This is a genomic window from Oceaniradius stylonematis (assembly GCF_965223445.1).
GTDB classification, from domain to species: domain Bacteria; phylum Pseudomonadota; class Alphaproteobacteria; order Rhizobiales; family Rhizobiaceae; genus Roseitalea; species Roseitalea stylonematis.
On the sequence record NZ_OZ244994.1, the window covers coordinates 2,931,099 to 2,951,161 of the forward strand.

16 protein-coding genes are annotated in these 20,063 nt (G+C 65.0%); 11 read left to right on the forward strand and 5 right to left on the reverse strand.

The window, feature by feature from the left end; all coding sequences use genetic code 11:
• Positions 1–5 precede the first annotated feature (5 nt).
• Positions 6–380, reverse strand: coding sequence for a hypothetical protein (locus ACOQOU_RS14465; RefSeq protein WP_120222715.1), 375 nt, complete (start codon positions 378–380; stop codon positions 6–8).
• Between the two features lie 159 nt (positions 381–539).
• Between ACOQOU_RS14465 and ACOQOU_RS14470 the strand changes: the two genes are divergently transcribed.
• Positions 540–1,310 carry a DUF1499 domain-containing protein gene (locus ACOQOU_RS14470; RefSeq protein WP_109767361.1) on the forward strand — a complete coding sequence of 257 codons (771 nt, stop codon included), beginning with the start codon at positions 540–542 and terminating at the stop codon, positions 1,308–1,310.
• Between the two features lie 9 nt (positions 1,311–1,319).
• Here ACOQOU_RS14470 and ACOQOU_RS14475 read toward each other — a convergent pair whose 3' ends face one another.
• The gene (locus ACOQOU_RS14475) at positions 1,320–2,237 is read right to left on the reverse strand and encodes an MBL fold metallo-hydrolase (RefSeq protein ID WP_306024512.1); all 918 of its coding nucleotides are present in this window, start codon (positions 2,235–2,237) and stop codon (positions 1,320–1,322) included.
• Between the two features lie 212 nt (positions 2,238–2,449).
• Between ACOQOU_RS14475 and xdhA the strand changes: the two genes are divergently transcribed.
• From xdhA to dxs, 7 genes are all read left to right on the forward strand, one after another.
• A complete protein-coding gene (gene xdhA, locus ACOQOU_RS14480; protein WP_306024513.1) occupies positions 2,450–3,862 on the forward strand; it encodes a xanthine dehydrogenase small subunit in 1,413 nt (470 codons plus the stop codon).
• On the forward strand, positions 3,859–6,180 hold the full coding sequence (xdhB, locus tag ACOQOU_RS14485) for a xanthine dehydrogenase molybdopterin binding subunit (RefSeq protein ID WP_306024514.1): 2,322 nt from the start codon (positions 3,859–3,861) through the stop codon (positions 6,178–6,180). Before xdhA ends, xdhB begins: the two co-directional genes overlap by 4 nt.
• A gap of 150 nt (positions 6,181–6,330) precedes the next feature.
• Positions 6,331–7,122 (forward strand): 3'(2'),5'-bisphosphate nucleotidase CysQ, encoded by a 792-nt coding sequence (cysQ, locus tag ACOQOU_RS14490; RefSeq protein ID WP_196780357.1) that lies wholly within the window; start codon positions 6,331–6,333, stop codon positions 7,120–7,122.
• Positions 7,123–7,139: 17 nt separating this feature from the next.
• On the forward strand, positions 7,140–8,042 hold the full coding sequence (gene cysD / locus ACOQOU_RS14495) for a sulfate adenylyltransferase subunit CysD (RefSeq protein ID WP_109767355.1): 903 nt from the start codon (positions 7,140–7,142) through the stop codon (positions 8,040–8,042).
• Positions 8,042–9,952, forward strand: coding sequence for a sulfate adenylyltransferase subunit CysN (gene cysN / locus ACOQOU_RS14500; RefSeq protein ID WP_109767354.1), 1,911 nt, complete (start codon positions 8,042–8,044; stop codon positions 9,950–9,952). Before cysD ends, cysN begins: the two co-directional genes overlap by 1 nt.
• 77 nt (positions 9,953–10,029) lie before the next feature.
• Complete coding sequence (locus ACOQOU_RS14505; RefSeq protein ID WP_306024515.1) at positions 10,030–11,385, forward strand: NAD(P)H-dependent oxidoreductase; 1,356 nt, start codon at positions 10,030–10,032, stop codon at positions 11,383–11,385.
• A gap of 282 nt (positions 11,386–11,667) precedes the next feature.
• Positions 11,668–13,587: a 1-deoxy-D-xylulose-5-phosphate synthase gene (gene dxs, locus ACOQOU_RS14510; protein ID WP_420578889.1), complete on the forward strand. Its 1,920-nt coding sequence runs from the start codon at positions 11,668–11,670 to the stop codon at positions 13,585–13,587.
• Between the two features lie 469 nt (positions 13,588–14,056).
• Here dxs and ACOQOU_RS14515 read toward each other — a convergent pair whose 3' ends face one another.
• Genes ACOQOU_RS14515 through ACOQOU_RS14525 form a run of 3 tightly spaced genes read right to left on the reverse strand, consistent with a single transcriptional unit; the run spans position 14,057 to position 17,001 of the window.
• Positions 14,057–14,512, reverse strand: a complete 456-nt coding sequence (locus tag ACOQOU_RS14515) for a tripartite tricarboxylate transporter TctB family protein (protein ID WP_109767351.1) — start codon at positions 14,510–14,512, stop codon at positions 14,057–14,059.
• Positions 14,509–16,017: a tripartite tricarboxylate transporter permease gene (locus ACOQOU_RS14520; RefSeq protein WP_306024517.1), complete on the reverse strand. Its 1,509-nt coding sequence runs from the start codon at positions 16,015–16,017 to the stop codon at positions 14,509–14,511. Before ACOQOU_RS14520 ends, ACOQOU_RS14515 begins: the two co-directional genes overlap by 4 nt.
• 30 nt (positions 16,018–16,047) lie before the next feature.
• Positions 16,048–17,001 carry a tripartite tricarboxylate transporter substrate binding protein gene (locus ACOQOU_RS14525; RefSeq protein WP_306024518.1) on the reverse strand — a complete coding sequence of 318 codons (954 nt, stop codon included), beginning with the start codon at positions 16,999–17,001 and terminating at the stop codon, positions 16,048–16,050.
• Between the two features lie 121 nt (positions 17,002–17,122).
• On the opposite strand from ACOQOU_RS14525, the gene ACOQOU_RS14530 reads away from it, so the two are divergent.
• The 3 genes from ACOQOU_RS14530 to ACOQOU_RS14540 are packed head-to-tail and all read left to right on the forward strand — an operon-like array spanning position 17,123 to position 20,017.
• Positions 17,123–17,998, forward strand: a complete 876-nt coding sequence (locus tag ACOQOU_RS14530; RefSeq protein ID WP_306024519.1) for a LysR family transcriptional regulator — start codon at positions 17,123–17,125, stop codon at positions 17,996–17,998.
• Positions 17,999–18,030: 32 nt separating this feature from the next.
• Positions 18,031–18,954 carry an alpha/beta fold hydrolase gene (locus tag ACOQOU_RS14535; RefSeq protein ID WP_306024520.1) on the forward strand — a complete coding sequence of 308 codons (924 nt, stop codon included), beginning with the start codon at positions 18,031–18,033 and terminating at the stop codon, positions 18,952–18,954.
• Positions 18,941–20,017 carry a tartrate dehydrogenase gene (locus ACOQOU_RS14540; protein ID WP_306024521.1) on the forward strand — a complete coding sequence of 359 codons (1,077 nt, stop codon included), beginning with the start codon at positions 18,941–18,943 and terminating at the stop codon, positions 20,015–20,017. Before ACOQOU_RS14535 ends, ACOQOU_RS14540 begins: the two co-directional genes overlap by 14 nt.
• Positions 20,018–20,063: the final 46 nt, after the last annotated feature.

Here is a 20,063-nt window from a genome sequence, read left to right on the forward strand (position 1 = left end):
GGGCGTCACCGAGCCGTCTCGATCAGATCGTACCAGGCCAGCGCGACGGCGGCGCCATGGTCAAGGCAGGTGCATTGTGCGCTGACGGCAACAGCCGCGCCGTCACGATCGAGCGTGACGAAGGCAAATTGGGGCGAGGCGTCGTCGGCCTCCTGCCAGGCGGCGGCCGCCACGCGCTGGGCGTCGGGATCGTCGAACACCGGCAGGTTGAACAGGAAGGTCAGCCCGCATGCGGCGCAGGCGGCGCGCACGCTGGACTCGAATCCCTCGGACACGATGTCCGCCGATGCCATCGCTAGTTCGAACTCGATCTGCTTGAGCGAGATGGCGCGCGCGACCGCGTCGCCGGTTTCGGCGCGTGCCGATAGGGTTGCAGTCATCGGGTACCTCCTGCCGCACGCCCCGCAGCCGGGATCAGACTTGCCGCGCTGCGCGGCCATTGTGCGGCAAACGGCACGCCCGCCTTTAACTTTGCGCGACAAGGCGGTAACGCTGCGTGAAAGCCGGTCGGGCATCGGCGCACGGATTGAGAGCCAGCCATGCTGCTGACAGCGACATTGCCGAGCCGCAGGCCATCGCGCTCCGCGCGATGGGCTCTCAACCTGGCGGTGTTCCTGCCGGTCCTGGCCGGGCTTTCCATTCTGGCCCATCGCGGCACGCTGATCGACACGCCCACTCTGCTTGTCCTTGTGGCGCTGTGCGGCTTGCTGTGCCTTTTGGGGCTGTTGCTGTTCGCCTTTGGCCTGCGCAGCCTGTGGGTGCATGGAACCCGCGGCGGCCGCCGTCTGTCATGGGCTCTTTTTCTCTTGATGCCGTTCGTCGTCCTTTATGCGATTGCCGCACTCGCATGGGCTCTGCGGCCCGCCTTATCGGACGTCTCGACGGACCTGATCGATCCGCCGGTCTTTGCCTCCGAGCGGCGTGCCCATGGCACCGGGGCGCCGGCCGTGGTCGCCGGCCGCCTGCACGATGGCTATCCCGAACTGCTCGGAACAAGGTTCAAGGCACCGCTCGACGCCACCGACGGCGTCGTCACCGAAGTCGCCGAAACCCTTGGCTGGCAGCGGGTTCGCGGCCGCGGCCGGATCGGCGCCGATGACGAACTGTTCGTCGAATATGCCTACAAGACGCCTGTGCTGAACATGCCGGTGCAGATCGTGGTCCGGACGACGGACGAGGGCGAGACGACCTTCGTCGACGTACGCGCGCGCATGCCGCATCTGCGGCACGATCTCGGCATCAGTGCGGGCATCGTCCGTCGCTTTCTCGCCGATGTCGACTATGAGATGATCGGGATTGCCGAGCCCTGACCGGCCCGCTCACGCCGGCTCAAAGTCTCCGCCGATGGCCGGCGGTCCGTCGGTGCGCACGAGCTCCCGCGCCACCATGTCTTCCAGATGGGCAAGAACGGACAGGCCGGCAGCGCCGTGCAGGCGCGGGTCGGTGTCCCGGTAGATGTTGGCCACCATGGCCGGGATCGTCCGGTCGCCGGCGCGCAGACGTTCAAGGATCGCCCGTTCGCGCATCTTGCGGTGCGTCTTGAGCCCGCGCACGAAGGGGGCCGGGTTGTCGATCGCCCCGCCATGACCGGGCAGATAGAGACGGTCCGTGTCCCCGCGCCGGGCCATTGCGTCAAGCGACGCCATATAGTCGCTCATCGCTCCGTCCGGGGGCGCGACGATCGACGTCGCCCAGCCCATGATGTGGTCGCCCGTAAAAACCGTGCCGGTGCCCGAAAGCGCAAATGCCAGATGGTTCGCCGCATGGCCCGGTGTCGCAATCGTTTCCAGCCGCCAGCCGTCGCCTTCGACGGTTTCGCCATGCTTCAGTGTCCGGTCCGGCACATGCTCGCGGTCGGCCGCCGCATCGAGCGGATTGATCTCGCCGATATGCAGGTCGCGGGCGGCGTGATGGACGGCCGCACCGACGATCGCCGCGCCGGTCAGATCGCGCAGCTTGCGTGAAAGGGGCGAATGGTCGGCATGCGTATGGGTGATGACGATATGGCTGACAGGGCGGCCATCGATGGCCCGGAGAAGCGCTTGCAGATGTTCCGGATCGTCCGGACCGGGATCGATGACCGCAAGCGTCTCGGCGCCGATCAGATAGCTGTTGGTGCCGCGAAAGGTGAAGGCGGAGGGATTGTTGGCGGTGATGCGCGCCACGCCGGCGGTCACCGGAACCGCCTCGCCATAGTGCGGTTCGAAACCCAGCGAAAAGGAAGGGGATTGGCTCACGCGCGGCGCTTTGCTGTTGTCGCCTTTCGGCAGGTCGTGCGGGTCGTCCTATACGACCGATCGGCGCGGCGCGAAAGTGCGGTGCAAAAGCCGGGCGGAAACCGGCGACGCTTTTTCGGGTGCCGCCTTGCGCTCGCCTTCAACCAAAGTACACATTGTCCGTCAGACGATCCGGCAACCGAACCAACCCGGTGCCGGCGCGAGGAGCACATATGACGACCCACACCGCCTTTGTTCTCAACGGGCAGCCTGTGGCCACCGAGGTCCGGCCCGATACGACCGTGCTCGACCTGCTGCGCGATCATCTGGGCCGCAAGGGCACAAAGGAAGGCTGCGCCGAGGGCGATTGCGGTGCGTGCACGATTCTGTTCAGGCGTGGCGGTGATGCAGAAGCGCCGATGCTGGCCGCCAATTCCTGCATCATGTCGGTGGCGCAGATCGATGGCGGCGAGATCGTCACCGTCGAGGGGCTGGCCGGCGAGGGTGCCGTGCTCAACGCCGTGCAGGACGAGATGGCCAAGAACGGGTCTTCTCAGTGCGGCTTCTGCACGCCTGGCATCGCCGTGGCGTTGACGGGCCTTCTGGCGCGCAATCCCGACCCCGACGAGGGCGCGATCCACGACGCTCTGGCGGGCAATCTTTGCCGCTGCACGGGGTACCGGCCAATCGTCGATGCGGCGAAGGCCGCTGCCGCGCGCGTTCGCATCGAACCGGCGCCGGCGGTCGATGAGAACCTTGTGACGTCGCACACCGATGCGGGCGGCGCGACGGCTCACAGGCCGCGCGATCTGCGGGGCCTGCTGATGCTGCGGCGTGACCACCCCGATGCGGTACTGCTCGCCGGCGGAACAGATCTGGGCGTACCGCTGGCCGGTTACGAAACCCGTTGGCCGGAAACGATCACCACCGGCCATGTCGCCGAGCTGCGCCGCATCGAAACCGATGACGATCACTGGACGTTCGGCGCGGCGATCACGTGGGAAGAGGTGCTCGATGCAGTCGGCCAGGACTATCCCTCCTTCGCCACGCTCATCCGCCGTTTCGGCTCGACGCAGATCCGGTCCATGGGCACGATTGGCGGCAATATCGGCACCGCCAGCCCGATCGGTGACGGCCCGCCCGCACTGATCGCGCTCGGCGCGACCATCACGCTCGTTTCGCTTGAAGACGGAGAGCGGACGATGCCGCTCGAGAACTTCTTTCTCGATTACCGCAAGACCCAGCTGCGTGCCGATGAAGTGATCGCAAGCGTCACCGTGCCGCGCGCGAAGGTCGGTGAAACCATGCGGACCTACAAGATCTCCAAGCGCTATGACCAGGACATCTCGACGGTGTGCGGCGCCTATTGGCTTGCGATGGACAACGGAACAGTTGCCGATATCCGCATCGCCTATGGCGGCATGGCGGCAATCCCCACACGCGCGCCGAACGCCGAAGCCGCCTTGCGCGGCAAGGTCTTGACGCCTGAAACCGCGCGCGAGGCCGGAAAAGCGCTGGCTGCGGACTTCAAACCCTTGACCGACTGGCGCGGCTCGGCCGTCTACCGGCAGCGCGTCGCCGCGAACCTGATCGAACGGCTGGCCCGCGATGTGGCCGGCGAAACCGTGGAGGTGATGGCGCTGTGAACGAGCACGTCCAGCCGGTCCACCGAGCCGTCGTCGGCAAGGGCATCGCCCATGACAGCGCGAAGAAACACGTCAGCGGCCAGGCCGTCTATATCGATGACATGGCCGACATGCCCGGCACGCTCCATGCCGCGCTGATCCTGTCGCCGGTGGCGAAGGGCACGCTCAACGGCGTCGATGCATCCGAGGCGGCCGCGATGGACGGTGTTGTCGCGATCGTCACCGCTGGCGACATACCCGGCCACAATGACATCGCGCCGATCCTTTCGGGTGAGCCGATGTTCGCGGACGGCGCGCTCGATTACATCGGCATGCCCGTTGGCGCCGTGGCCGCCGAAACCTTCGAGCAGGCGGTGCGCGCCGCGCATGCCGTGCAATTCGATCTGACGGAAGAGACGCCCGTACTTGACATCGAAGAGGCCCATGCGCGCGGCGATCACGTCATCGCGCCGCAGCGGCTGGCCTCCGGCGATGTCGATGCTGCGCTCGAAAAGGCCGACCGCATCGTCGAAGGCCGGCTGGAGATCGGCGGGCAGGATCACTTCTATCTCGAAACCCAGATCGCCTATGCCATTCCGGGCGAGGATGGCGACATGACCGTCCATTCCTCGACCCAGCACCCCACCGAGGTGCAGCACCATGTGGCGCATGTTCTGGGCGGCTTTGCGAACGCCGTCGACGTGCAGGTGCGGCGCATGGGCGGCGGCTTTGGCGGCAAGGAAAGCCAGGCGACGATCATCGCCTGCGCGGCCGCGCTGTTGGCGCGCAAGACCGGCAGGCCGGTCAGGATGCGGCTGAAGCGGTCCGCCGACATGTCGGCGACGGGAAAACGCCACGACATGGTGTCGAAATGGCGGATCGGCGTGACCGATGAGGGCCGCATCGTCGGCGCCGATGTCGAATATCTCGCGCGCGCCGGCAACACCGCGGATCTGACCGGACCCGTGATCACGCGGTCGCTGACCCACACCGACAATGCCTATCATTTCCCTGCCGCGCGCTTTGTCGGCCATGCCTGCAAGACAAACACGGTCTCCAACACCGCCTTTCGCGGCTTTGGCGGGCCGCAAGGGGTGATCACCTCAGAGGCGATGATCGACCAGATCGCGCGTGAACTGGAGATGGACCCAAACCGCGTCCGCGCCATCAACTATTACGGGCCGGATACCGGCGAGACGACGCCATACGGCCAGCCTGTCGAGCAGAACCGGCTCGTCGAAGTCACCGATCTGGTGCTGCAATCGGCGCAATGGCAGCACCGCCGCGCCGAGATCGATGCGCACAACGCCACCGATCCGGTGATCCGGCGCGGCCTGGCGATGATGCCGGTCAAGTTCGGCATTTCCTTCAACCTGCCCTCGCTCAACCAGGCGGGCGCGCTGGTCCATGTCTATCAGGACGGTTCGGTGCATCTGAACCATGGCGGCACCGAGATGGGGCAGGGCCTGTTCGTCAAGGTCGCCCAGGTCGTCGCCGAGGTTTTCCAGCTCGACATCGAGGCGGTCAAGATCACCGCGACGCACACCGGCAAGGTGCCCAACACGTCGCCGACCGCCGCATCGACCGGCTCGGATTTGAACGGCATGGCCGCCTTCAAGGCCGCGACCGCCATCCGCGATCGCATGACGCCGGTCGCGGCCAGGCACTTCGATGTGCCCCAAGACGAGATCGTCTTCCGCGAAGGCCGGGTGCATGCCGGAAACAGGTCGATTTCCTTTGCCGAACTGGCGCGGATGAGCTGGGCCGAGCGCGTCTCGCTGTCCGAGGCCGGCCATTATGCGACGCCGAAAATCCACTGGGACGGCAAGGCGATGAAGGGCCGGCCGTTCTTCTATTTCACCTATGGCGCGGCGGTCGCCGAAGTCGCCATCGACACGCTGACCGGCGAGAACCGTTGCCTGCGCGCCGACATATTGCAGGATTGCGGCGCCTCGCTGAACACCGCCATCGATCTCGGCCAGATCGAGGGCGCTTTCGTCCAGGGCATGGGCTGGCTGACCTGCGAGGAGTTGTGGTGGGACGACAAGGGCCGGCTTCGCACGGTCGGCCCATCGACCTACAAGATCCCCGGCTCGCGCGATGTGCCGCCGGATTTCAACGTCGCGATCCTCGAAAGCGCGCCGAACGCAGAGGAAACCGTCTTCCGCTCCAAAGCCGTCGGCGAACCGCCGCTGATGCTGGCCGTCTCGGTCTGGCTGGCGCTGAGAGACGCGGTCGCCTCCTGCGGCGAGCCGGGACTGTCGCCCAACCTGCGGACGCCGGCAACGCCGGAGGCGGTGCTCGACGCCATCGACGATATCCGGGCGCGGTCGGCGTAACGCATCCGATGACCGGTCCGGAAGAATATTTCTCCGAAGGCCGGCCGGTTAGACGTTCAGACTTCGCCACGGCGCCGACAAGCGTCTACCCATTGCGTCACCTGACGGAACGCGATGGGCATTTGCCAATCAACCACCATGAGCACGATCATGCTGACATCGCTGATACCCACCGTCCGCCGCGCCGGCCGCGCGGCGCTTGAGGTCTATTCGGGCGACATCGAGGTGCGCCGCAAGGCCGATTGCACACCTGTGACCGAAGCCGACATCGCCGTCGACGAGATCGTCGTCTCGGCCTTGCAAAAGGCCTATCCGGCGATCCCGGTCGTCAGCGAGGAGCGCGTGGCCAGTCTCGAAGCGGCGCGCGGCGCCCATCGTTTCTTTCTGGTCGACCCGATCGACGGCACCAAGGAGTTCATCCGCAGGACCGGCGAATTCACGATCAACATCGCCTTGGTCGAAGGCGGCGTTCCGGTGGCCGGCATCGTCCATGCGCCGGCGCTTGGGCGCCTGTTCATCGCCGAACCGGGCGCGAATGCCGAGGAACTGTGCGAGCGCGACATACGCACCGCGCTCAAGGTGCGCCCGTGCGGCGACGACAGCGACCTGGTGGCGCTTGCGAGCCGGTTTCACGATTCCGCCGCGACGCGCGCCTTCCTGCGAGACCATGCGATCGAAAGCTGCATCACCGCCGGCTCGTCGCTCAAATTCTGTGTGCTGGCCGCGGGCAAGGCTGACATCTATCCGCGCTTCGGCCCGACCATGGAGTGGGACACCGCTGCCGGCCATGCGGTACTCGCTGCCGCAGGCGGCGAAGTGGTGACCGCCGACGGCCAGCCGCTCGCCTACGGCAAACCCGGATACCGCAACCCCGATTTCATCGCCTCGTCGCCCGGAGCGCGCGCACGCTGCATGGGTAAATCCGCCGGCACCGGCACCTGACACCGAAGGAAACCGCCATGTCGACCCTGACGCATCTTGACCGTCTGGAAGCCGAAGCCATCCACATCATGCGTGAAGTGGTGGCCGAGGCGGAAAACCCGGTCATGCTCTATTCGATCGGCAAGGATTCGGCGGTGATGCTGCATCTGGCGCAAAAAGCGTTCTATCCGGCGCCGCCGCCCTTTCCCCTGATGCACATCGATACGACCTGGAAATTTCGCGAGATGATCGCGTTCCGCGACCGGATTCCGGACGAGACCGGCATGGAGCTGATCGTCCACACCAATCAGGAAGGGTTGGCGCAGGGCATCAATCCGTTCACCCACGGCTCGTCGGTACACACCGATGTGATGAAGACGCAGGCCCTGCGCCAGGCGCTCGATCTGCACAGGTTCGACGTGGCCTTCGGCGGCGCGCGGCGCGACGAGGAAAAATCCCGCGCCAAGGAGCGCGTCTTCTCGTTCCGCACCGCCGACCATCGCTGGGACCCCAAGAACCAGCGGCCCGAGCCGTGGAAGCTCTACAATCCCCGAAAGCGACCGGGCGAATCGATCCGCGTCTTTCCGTTGTCCAACTGGACCGAGCTCGACATTTGGCAATACATCCACCGCGAGGGGATCGAACTGGTGCCGCTTTACTTCGCCGCGCCCCGGCCCGTGGTCCAGCGCGATGGTATGCTGATCATGGTCGATGACGAGCGTATCCCGCTGCATCCCAACGAAGTGCCGCAGACCAGACATGTCCGCTTCCGCACGCTCGGCTGCTACCCCTTGACCGGCGCCGTCGAGAGCGAGGCGACGAGCCTGCTCGACATCATCCAGGAAATGCTGCTGGCGACGACATCCGAACGGCAGGGCCGGGCCATCGATCATGACCAATCGGCATCCATGGAGAAGAAGAAGCAGGAAGGCTATTTCTGATGGCCCACTATGCATCCGATCTGGCGGCCGATGACATTGCGGCCTACCTGAAATCGCACGAACAGAAATCGCTCCTGCGCTTCCTGACCTGCGGCAGCGTGGATGACGGCAAGTCGACGCTGATCGGCCGGCTGCTCTATGAATCCAAGCTCGTTTTCGAGGACCAGCTCGACGCGCTCTATGCGGATTCGCGCAAGTCGGGCACGCAGGGCAACCGGCTCGATCTGGCGCTCCTGGTCGACGGGCTGGCCTCCGAACGCGAACAGGGCATCACGATCGATGTCGCCTACCGCTTCTTTTCGACCGAAAAGCGCAAATTCATCGTCGCCGATACGCCGGGCCATGAGCAATATACGCGCAACATGGCGACCGGCGCTTCCACCGCCGATCTGGCGATCATTCTGGTCGATGCGCGCAAGGGCATCCTGACCCAGACGCGCCGCCACTCCTTCATCGTTTCGCGTCTGGGCATCCGCAACATCGTCGTCGCCGTCAACAAGATGGATCTCGTCGATTATGACGCGGCCGTCTTCCGCCGGATCGAGCGCGAATACCGCCTGCTCGCGCGTGCGCTGGGCACCGAGCCCGATATCACGGCGATCCCCATCTCGGCGCTTGAAGGCGACAATGTCATCGAACCCGGCGCTTCCATGCCCTGGTATGACGGTCCAACGCTGATGGACCATCTCGAACAGGTTGAGATCGGCGGCGACCGGTCCGACAAGCCGTTCCGGCTGCCTGTCCAGTGGGTCAACCGTCCGAACCTCGATTTCCGCGGCTTTGCCGGCCAGATTGCCGGCGGCTTCGTCGGTGTGGGCGATCCGGTCACGGTCCTGCCCTCCGGTCGGCAGAGCACGGTGACCGGTGTCATTGGCGCCAATGACGATGCGCAGGGCGCCGTCGCGGGCCAGTCGGTGACGCTGACGCTGGCCGACGAGATCGACGTCTCGCGCGGCGACATGATCGTCGGCACGGGCGCGCCGGCGCAGACCGGCGACCGGTTCGAGGCGACGATCATCTGGATGGCGGACGAGAAGATGTTCCCGGGCCGCGCCTACCAGATCAAGACCGGCAGCGGCACCGCGCAGGCAACGCTCGGCCCGCCCAAACACCGCGTGGACATCAACACGCTCGCTGAGGAACCCGCGCGGGACCTGGCTCTGAATGAAATCGGCGTATGCCCGGTCACGCTCGACCGGACGATCGCGTTCGACCCCTATGACGACAATCGCGAGACCGGCGGTTTCATCCTGATCGACAAGCTGACCAATGCGACCGTCGGCATGGGCATGATCCATCATGCGCTCAACCGGTCCGACAACATCCACTGGCAGGCCACCGACATCGGCAAAATCGAACGGGCACAGATGAAGGGCCAGCGCCCTTGCGTCGTCTGGTTCACCGGCCTTTCGGGATCGGGCAAGTCGACGATCGCCAATCTTGTCGAGAAGAAACTCGCCGCCAACCAGGCGCACACCATGCTGCTCGACGGCGACAATGTGCGGCACGGGCTGAACAAGGATCTGGGCTTTTCCGATGCCGACCGCGTCGAGAACATCCGCCGGGTCGCCGAGGTCGCGCGGCTGATGACCGAAGCGGGCCTCATCACGCTCGTCTCCTTCATTTCGCCGTTCCGCGCCGAGCGGCGGCTGGCGCGCGACCTGGTGCCCGATGGCGAATTCTTCCTCGTTCATATCGACACGCCGTTGGAGGTCGCCGAACAGCGCGACCCCAAGGGGCTCTACAAGAAGGCCCGTGCCGGCCGGATTCCGAACTTCACCGGCATCGGCTCTGCCTATGAGCGGCCCGAAAAGCCGGATCTGCGCATCGATACGTCCGCGCTGAGCGCCGACGAGGCGGCCAACCGGGTGATCGGCGAACTGGTGGCGCGGGGAATTGTTCCGGGGTGAAAAGCCGGTCCTAGGCGTTTCGGCGAACTTGCTTTATCGCGCCCGCTTGGCGAACAATGCGCCAAACGGGAGTTGTAATGCAGTTCAAACCGCCCAATGTCGCCTTGACCGGCCTTGCCGCCGAGCTGCGCCGGCGCGCCGAGGATGGCAATCCGATCCGTATCGGCATGGTCGGCACCGGCGAGATGGGCACCGACATCTTCACGCAGGTTGCGATGATGGACGGCATCGAGATCGCCACCGTCATGGAGCGCACGCCCGGCAGGGCCGAGCAGGGCGCGACGCTCGCCTATGGCGAGGCGGGCCGCACGCAGGCGGTCTCCAGCCACGATGCGGCATCGGCTGCCATCGAGGCTGGCAGGATCGCCGTCACCGACGATCTCGATCTGGCCCTGTCGCATGATCTGGTCGATGTGGTGATCGACGCGACGGGCGTGCCCGAAGCCGGCGCCGATATCGGCATGCGCACGATCGGCTTCGGCAAGCACCTGATCATGATGAATGTCGAATGCGACGTCTGCATAGGGCCTTACCTCAAGCATGAGGCTGACAAGGCGGGCGTCGTCTACACGCTGGGCGCCGGCGACGAACCCTCCTCCTGCATGGAGATCATCGAGTTCGTCACCGCCATGGGCCATTCGGTGGTCTCGGCTGGAAAGGGCAAGAACAACCCGCTCAATGTCGATGCGGTGCCGGACGATCTTCAGGAAGAAGCCGATCGACGGAACATGAATGTCCGGATGCTGGTCGAGTTCGTCGACGGCTCAAAGACGATGGTGGAGATGGCGGCCATCGCCAACGCGACCGGTCTCGTGCCTGACGTGCCCGGCATGCACGGTCCGCGCGCCACGGTCGACCAGTTGGCATCGGTGCTGATCCCCCAAGCCGATGGCGGCGTCCTGTCGAAGCCCGGATGCGTCGATTACTCGATAGGCAAGGGCGTGTCGCCGGGCGTCTTCGTCGTGATCAAGGCCGAACACCCGCGCATTCACGAGCGCATGGCCGATCTGAAGATGGGCGAGGGGCCTTACTTCACCTTCCATCGGCCCTATCATCTGACCTCGCTGGAAGTGCCGCTGACCGCCGCGCGCATCATGCTGCACGGCAGGCCGGACATGGTGCCGCTGGAAACGCCGGTCGCCGAAGTCTGCGCGGTTGCCAAGCGGGACATCGCGGCCGGTGAGACGCTCGGCGCGGTTGGCCAGTACTGCTATCGGTCCTTCACGATGAACGCTACCGACGCGCGATCGGCGCGCGCCATCCCGTGCGGACTTCTGGAAAAGGGCAGGGCGCTCAGGCCGATCGCCAAGGGTGATCTTCTGACCTGGGACAACGCCATGCCCAAATCCGGATCGATGATCGCCGACCTGCGCGCCCTTCAGGATGCGATGATTTGGGGCGCGGCGCCGGCGCAGGCCGTGCCCGCCGAATAAGGCGCGCCAAATGGGCGCATCGCCGATCGACACAGCCCGGTTGGCCTGAATGGCGCCTGCCGTTAGACGTTCCAGAAAGCGAACTCCGGCGTGCCGGGGTGGCAATGGCTTGCGTCGGCCACATTGCGCTGTAAAGCAGGCTCGCTGCCTGGTTATGCCGGTATTCATTGACACGGAGCCGGACACGAGTGACAATTCAAGTTGACACTTTTTTGTGTCATATGTTGTTGCATCGTTGCCTTAACGGCATACGAGACCCTGCGGGAGGCAGACTGCATGAGTATGGGACCCGATACCCCGCTTCTGGATACGGTCCGCACGCCGGCGGACCTGCGTACCCTTTCCGACGACCAACTGCCGCAGCTCGCAGAAGAACTGCGCGCCGAGTTGATCGATGCGGTCAGCCAGACCGGCGGTCATCTGGGCGCTGGCCTGGGCGTCGTCGAACTGACAATCGCCATCCATCACGTCTTCAACACGCCGCATGACCGGCTGATCTGGGATGTCGGCCACCAGTGCTATCCGCACAAGATCCTGACCGGCCGCCGCGACCGCATTCGCACGCTGCGCAAGGAAAACGGCCTGTCCGGTTTCACCAAGCGCGCCGAGAGCGAGTATGACCCGTTCGGCGCGGCCCATTCCTCGACCTCGATTTCTGCCGGCCTCGGCATGGTGGAAGCGGCGCGCCTGCAGGGAATCGAGCGCAACGTGGTCTCGGTCATCGGCGACGGGTCGATGTCGGCGGGCATGGCCTATGAGGCGATGAACAATGCCGGCCACATGGATGCGCGGCAGATCGTCATCCTCAACGACAACGATATGTCGATAGCCCCGCCGACCGGCGCGATGAGCGCCTATCTGGCGCGGCTGGTGTCCGGTCGCACCTATATCTCCCTGCGCGAAGCGGCCAAGCAGCTTTCCAAGCGCATGCCCAAATTCATCCAGGACAAGGCGCGCAAGACCGAGGAGTACACCCGCGCCTTCTTCTCCGGCGGCACGCTCTTCGAGGAGCTGGGCTTCTTCTATGTCGGGCCGATCGACGGCCACAATCTGGACCATCTGCTTCCGGTCCTGCGCAATGCGCGCGATGCCGGCGTCGGCCCGATCCTGATCCACGCCATCACGCAAAAGGGCAAGGGCTACGCCCCCGCCGAGGCCGCCGCCGACAAGTATCACGGCGTCGCAAAGTTCGACGTGATTACCGGCGCACAGGCCAAGGCCAAGCCGAACGCGCCCAGCTACACCAAGGTGTTCGGCCAGTCGCTCATTCAGGAAGCGGAAACGGACGACAAGGTCGTCGCGATCACCGCGGCGATGCCTTCGGGCACCGGCGTCGACATTTTCGGCGACGCCTTCCCCGGGCGGACATATGATGTCGGCATTGCCGAACAGCATGCCGTGACCTTCGCCGCCGGTCTGGCCGCCGACGGCATGAAGCCGTTCTGCGCCATCTATTCGACCTTCCTGCAGCGCGCCTACGATCAGGTCGTGCACGATGTGGCGATCCAGAAGCTGCCGGTGCGGTTTCCGATCGACAGGGCGGGCTTCGTCGGCTCCGACGGTCAGACCCATGCCGGTTCGTTCGATATCGCTTACCTTGGCTGCCTGCCGGGCATGGTGATCATGGCCGCCGGCGACGAGGCCGAGCTCAAGCACATGGTCCGGACTGCGACGGCCTATGACGAGGGGCCGCTGGCCTTCCGCTATCCGCGCGGCGAAGGCGTCGGCGTGGATATGCCCGAGCGCGGCGAGGTTTTGGAGATCGGCCGTGGCCGCATCGTCCGCGAAGGCGGCAAGGTGGCGATCCTGTCGCTGGGCGGACGCCTGAAGGAGGCGTTGCTCGCCGCCGAGCAGCTTGGTTCCTTCGGCCTGCCGGCAACCGTGGCCGACGCGCGCTTTGCCAAGCCGCTCGATGCCGAACTGATCGGCCAGCTTGCCCGCAACCACGAGCTTCTCATCACGGTCGAGGAAGGCTCGGTGGGCGGGTTTGGTTCGTTCGTGGCCCAGCACCTGTTCGATCAGGGGCTTCTGGACAACGGCTTGAAGTACCGGTCGCTGTTCCTGCCGGACCGTTTCGTCGACCAGGCCTCACCCGACCGCATGTACGCCCAGTCGGGCCTCGATGCCGATGGCATCGTCAAGGCCGTGTTCGGCGCGCTGGGGCGGCAGGAGGCCGAGCAAACAGGCGCGATCATCGCCTGAGTCAACGGGAGATTCGATCGCTCGCAACCCGATTTGTTCCGTGCGAATGCGGCGGCCCGGGGCTATAGAACCGGCGCCCGGCGCGGTTGGAATCCGCCTGAGACGCGATATCGGAGTGTAGCGCAGCCTGGTAGCGCACCTCGTTCGGGACGCCTTGGTCTCCATAGAAAAAGTTCATACACTGTAGCAGGTTAGACGATTGTGCCATGCTTATGGTGGCGTTCGCGTGGGAATATGCGCGTCGAGTTGACCGCCTCGCTCGACCGCATTTGGTCTGCACGTGGCGGCAGGGCAAACGTTGCCGAAGTGCCATCTATGTTCTCCTTTGTGACACGTTACGTGATCAAGAGAGCGGCACAATCCCGTGACAGGTCCATGTGCAAGCGAGGCCCGGAGCCTCGCCGATCTGGCGATCAATATCGTGGGCGATGGCCGATGGCGTTCGACGCGGCGGCCCGGCTGCAGACGGTCAGGGCACGGCGATTTTCAAAAGATATCGCATGACCGCATAGAAGGCGCCGATGAGGATGATGCCGTTGAGCGCGTGAAGCGCCGCCGCCTTTGCGGCCATCGGTTCACGGCGTGCGGCGAGGGTGATGGCGAGCATCCCCAGCGCCGAGGTGATCACGAAGCCCAATGGCTTCAGCAGGACGGCCCATGCGAACAGCGTGATCACGGCGTAGGCAAACCGCTTCCATTCGGTTGGCGGCGCGGTCTGCCGATTTGCGGGCCGCATGAAGCCGAGCGCGAGGATCGCCGTGGCGCCGGCAATCAGCACGATGGCCGCGGTCACCGGGAACACGGCACCAAGGTCCGACATGGTGCGCGCTTCGTAGAGCGCGTAGGCACCGAAGGTCAGGGCAATGGCTGCTGCGATGATGTCGGGTGCGGAGATGCCTACCGGCCGATTGGGAGAGGCGCTCATGGCGTTGCGCCTTTCTCTTGCATGCGCCCTCGTCGCCAGTTCACGAGCGCCGGGGAGGCAAGTGTCAAGACAATCATGAAGATGATCGCCAGAGACAGGGGGCGCCCGAAGAACATCGCCGGAATGCTGCCTTGCGCGCCGCCTATCAGCCAGGCCTGGACGAACCCGGCTTCGGCGATGGGGCCGAGGATGAGGCCCAGGACGATGGGCGATGCCTCAAAGCCGACGCGGGCTATCAGCCATCCGAAAACGCCCAGCACAACCATGATGACGACATGGACGGTGTTGGACTCGATGGCGAACGAGCCGATGACCGTGAGCAGGGCAATGGAGGGCGCCAGCACCGTCTTCGGGACCGAGACGATCAGCCGGAACGCGTAGCGGCCGATGATCAAGCCGGTCGGCAGCATGAACAGCGTGCCGATGATCAGGCCGAAGACGAATGTGTAGACGATGTCGGCCTGTTGCGTGAAGAGTTGAGGCCCGGTGCGTATGCCCTGCACCAGCAGAGCGCCCAGAATGATCGCGTCCGGCGGCGTTCCGGGAATGCCGAGAACCAGGGTTGGGATGAAGCCGCCGCCGACGGTCGCCGAGTTCGCCGCTTCCGATGCGATGACGCCATCGGTGGCGCCGTGCCCGAAATCTTCCGGCTTCTTCGAGGTGCGCTTGGCTTCGGAGTAGGCGATCAGACCGGCGACCGAGCCGCCGGCAGCCGGCAGGATGCCGACGGCCGTGCCGAGCACGGCAGAGCGGAAGAGATTGAATTTCGACCGCAGCATGAGGCCGACGGCCTCGGTGAACCGGAAGCCCGAAACCGCCTCGGCCCTGCGCTCGAGATGCGCCTCCTTCTTGATCACCAGATCGATCAGCACGGGAATGCAGTAAAGGCCGATGAGGGCGGGAATGACGGGAATCCCGCCAAGGAGCTGCGTCTGGCCGAAAGTGAAGCGGACGTCGCCGCCGACGACGGCGGACCCGACGCAAGACAGGATCAGGCCGATGGCGCCGCCCACGAGCCCCTTGACGGTGTTCCCCCGCGACAGTGTCGCGATCAGAGAAAGGCCGAAGATTGCGAGCCAGAAGTACTCGACCGGACCGAATGCGAGCGCGACCTGCGACAGGGGCGGGGCAAGCAGCAGCAGGGCGAGCGCACCGACCATGCCGCCGACGACCGAGCCCAGGCACGAAAGTGTCACCGCCAGGTCGCCGTCGCCGCGCTTGGCCATGGGAAAACCGTCCATTGAGGTGGCGATGGCGGCGGGTGTTCCCGGCGTGTTGACGAGGATCGCCGAATAGGCGCCGCCATAGATCGCGCCGGTGTACACCGCACCCAGAGCAATCAGCCCCGAGGCCGGGTCCATGGTGAAGGTGAAGGGGACCAGAACGGCCACCGCCATGGTGGCCGACAGACCCGGAAGCGCCCCGATGAACGTCCCGGCGATGACGCCGAACAGGGCAAGCGCCAGGTTGAACGGGGTTATCGCATTCAGAAGGGCATCGATCACGGAGACGCTCCGGGTCCGGGGAGTGCGGGGTCAGTTCGATGCGCGAAGCTGCTCGATGCCGCCTGCATAGTCGGCCTTGCGGTCAGCCAGCCACTGATCGATCTCCCCTGTTGGGATATCGACCGGTACGTATCCGTTTACGATCAACTGCTGCCGGAATTCCGGAACGGCGTTGATCTCGCCGATGATGTCCGAAAGGCGCTGGCGCACCTCCTGCGGCGCGTCCTTGGGCAGGGTGACGCCGCGATAGGCCCCGCCAACGAAATCGAAGCCCAGCTCGTTGAACGTGGGCACGTCAGGATAGGCCTCGATCCGCTCGGGTGTCGCCACGGCGAGGACACGCACCTCGTCGCCGGCCTTGATGCCCTGGGTGGTGTAGGTCATCGCCGCCTTGATCTGACCGCCCAGAACAGCCGCCATTGCCGGGGCCGACCCCTTGAAGGGAATATAGGTGGTCTTGGCGCCGGTCATCTGGTCGAAGCGCACGGCCGCCAGATGGTTGGCGGAGTTTGTACCAGAACCGCCGAACGTCACGGTGCCGGGATTGGCGGTCGCGTCGTCGATGAGATCCTGCAGCGTCTGGTAGGGGCTGTCGGCCCGCACGACGATCGCGTCGGGCGTGTAGTGGAAGATGTAGGCCGGCGCGACATCCTCGGTCTGGTAGCCGACATCCTTCATCGCCGGCTGCAGGATGGCGTGCGGGAAGTTGACGTTCATGATGGTGTAGCCGTCGGGCTCGAAGCCGTTCAGCTGCGCCCATGCCGTCGCCCCGCCCGCGCCCGGCTTGTACTGGATCACGACATCCTGACCGGTGATGCCCTTGAAGTGCTGCTCCTGAAACCGTGCGGTCACATCGGATTCGCCGCCCGGATTGTAGGGAATGATGTAGGTGACCGGGCGTTCGGGATAGTCGGCCTGGGCCGGCGCGACCGCCGCGGCCAGGCCAAGCGCGGTCAGCGCAATAAGGCTTCTTCGTGCAATCATGATTTCCTCCCATCACTGATTTCGGCGAAAGCCGTGGCAAAACGCTACGCGAAGGCGGAAAGGCGATTGAGAAGAAATCAATTATAAATATTATTGATGGCCGTCGGGGAGAGGAGGGCCCATGGAGTTCAAGCAAGCGCGGATATTCGTCGCCGTCGCCGAGGAACTGCATTTCGGCAGGGCCGCCGAGCGCCTGCACATGGCTCAGCCCGCCCTGTCCGCCCAGATCAAGCATCTGGAAGCCGAACTGGGCCTGAAGCTCTTCGAGCGCACGACCCGGCGGGTTTCGCTTACGCGGGCCGGCGAGGCGTTCCTGCCCGAGGCCAAGGCCGCCATCGCGCAGGCCGAGGCGGCGGTCGCGGCGGCGCGGGCGATGGCCGGAGAGCATGATCTTCTGAAAATCGGCGGGGTCGATTCGGCAACAGCAGGATTGCTGCCGCGCATCGTCCGGCGCTTTCGCAATCGAAACTCCGCGGTCGAGCTGAAGATCTTCGAGCTGCTGTCGGCGCCCGCCCTGCATGATCTGGCCAACCGCTCGCTGGACATCGGCTTCGTGCGCATCCGGCCAAAGCAGGACCATCTCGCATCGGCATTCGTTTTTACCGAGCCGGTGGTCGCGGTTCTGCCCTCCGACCATGCGCTCGCTGGAGAAAAAGCGGTCGCCGCGGGCGAACTCGGCGGGGAACCGCTGGTTATCCCCTCGCGCTCGCACCGGCCCATCCTGTTCGACGTCATCCATGACTATCTGCGCGGGCACGGCGTCGAGCCCAACATTCGCCAGGAGGCCAATGAACGCCACATGATCATCTCGATGGTAGCGGCGGGGCTTGGCATTTCACTGGTGCCGGAGTGGGTGAGCCAGTTCAAGCGGGACGATGTCGTCTACCTGCCTTTGGCCGATGGCGGCCCGAGCGTTGATGTTCATATCGCCTGGCGGCAGAACGACCCCATGGACGTCGTGCACGAGTTCGTGCGTTGCGTGCTCGAGCCGGATTGATCGGCGAAAATTAATAATCATACGGATTGGACTTGAACGAACCGGGGCCGCCTTATCTCACCATGTTCGACGGTTTCACGCAGTTTCAAACCCAGGTCGGCGATGTGGTATTGCGCGGTGTCGCCGGCGGCTCGGGTCCGGCCGTGCTCCTGCTGCACGGTTATCCCCAGACCCATGTGATGTGGCACAAGGTTGCGCCCGTGCTTGCGCGCCGGTTCACCGTGGTTGCCGCCGACCTTCGCGGCTACGGCAAGTCGTCCAAGCCGCCCAGCGTGGCGGATCATTCGACCTATTCGAAACGGTCCATGGCAAACGACATGGTGTCGCTCATGGACCGGCTGGGACACGGTCGGTTTTGCGTCGCCGGGCACGATCGTGGCGGCCGTGTCGCCCACCGGTTGGCGGCGGATCACGGGGACCGGGTGGAACGCCTGGCGGTGCTCGACATCGCGCCGACACGGGAAATGTATGCCAACACCAGTGATGGCTTTGCCCGCGCCTACTGGCACTGGTACTTCCTGATCCAGCCCGCACCGTTTCCGGAACGCATGATCCTTGCCGACACCGATGCCTATTGGCGAAAGAAGTGCGGAAGCGGCAGCGCGGGCATGGCGCCGTTCACCCAGGCGGCGCTGGACGATTATCTGAGCTGTTTCGGCGATCCGGAGACAGTGCGCGCGAGCTGCGAGGATTATCGCGCCGCGGCAACCATCGACATCGACCATGACAATGCCGATGACGGGCGCAAGCTTGAGTGCCCGCTACTCGCGCTGTGGGGCACCAACGGCGTGATAGAGCAGCACTTCGATTGCCTGGCGCTGTGGCGGAGAAGGGCGAAAGACGTACGCGGCCAGGCGATCCCCGGCGGTCACTATCTGGCCGAGGAATGCCCCGACATGGTGGCCGACCACCTGATCAGTTTCATGAGCGAGGAAAGCGTCCATGGCGCAGCATAAGCGGTACTCCATTGCCACGATCCCCGGAGACGGGATCGGCAAGGAGGTGATTCCGGTCGGCCAGCGCGCCGCCGAGGCGGTTGCCGCAAAGCACGGTTTTGCGCTTGAGTGGACCCGTTTCGACTGGTCGTGCGAGCGATATGAGAAGACCGGCCGCATGATGCCCGAAGACGGCATCGAGCAGGTCAAGGCGCATGACGCGATCTATCTGGGCGCGGTAGGCTGGCGGGGGGTGCCGGACCACGTGTCGCTGTGGGGGCTTCTCATCCCGCTGCGCCGCGAACTGGACCAGTATGCCAATGTGCGTCCCGTGCGCCTGTTGCGCGGTGTTTCGTCACCGCTCGCCAACCGGAGGCCCGAGGAGATCGATTTCATCGTGGTGCGCGAGAATGTCGAGGGCGAATATTCGGAGATCGGCGGCCGGCTCTATCGCGGCACGGCGGACGAGGTTGCGGTGCAGGAAGCGGTCTTCACCCGCCGCGGCGTCGACCGCATCATGGACTACGCGTTCACCCTCGCACGCGGACGCAAGCGCAAGCACGTCGCGTCGGCCACGAAGTCAAACGGCATCGTACACACCATGCCGTTCTGGGACGAGCGCTTCGAAGCGGCGAAGAAACGCTTCCCCGACGTTGAAACAGCGCAATATCACATCGACATTCTCACCGCGCACTTCGTTCAGCACCCCGACTGGTTCGATGTCGTCGTCGGCTCCAACCTGTTCGGAGACATCCTGTCCGATCTGGGACCGGCGGTGGCCGGGTCGATCGGCATCGCGCCCGCCGCCAACATCAATCCCGAGGGCGCCTATCCATCGATGTTCGAGCCTGTCCACGGTTCGGCGCCCGATATCGCAGGACAGGGCATTGCCAATCCCGTCGCCGCCGTATGGACGGCCGCGCTGATGCTTGACCATCTCGGCGAGGTACAGGCGGCAAGAGCACTCGAGGAGGCGATCGAGATATCGCTGGAGAGGCCGCAGTCCCGCACCCGCGATCTGGGCGGAACGGCGGACACGAAAGCGAGCGAGGCCGCCATTCTGGACGCCATCCATTCGCTCTGAAAGGCCGCTCTGCCGCTGGGCGGCCGGGCAGGGGAGATCGCCCGGC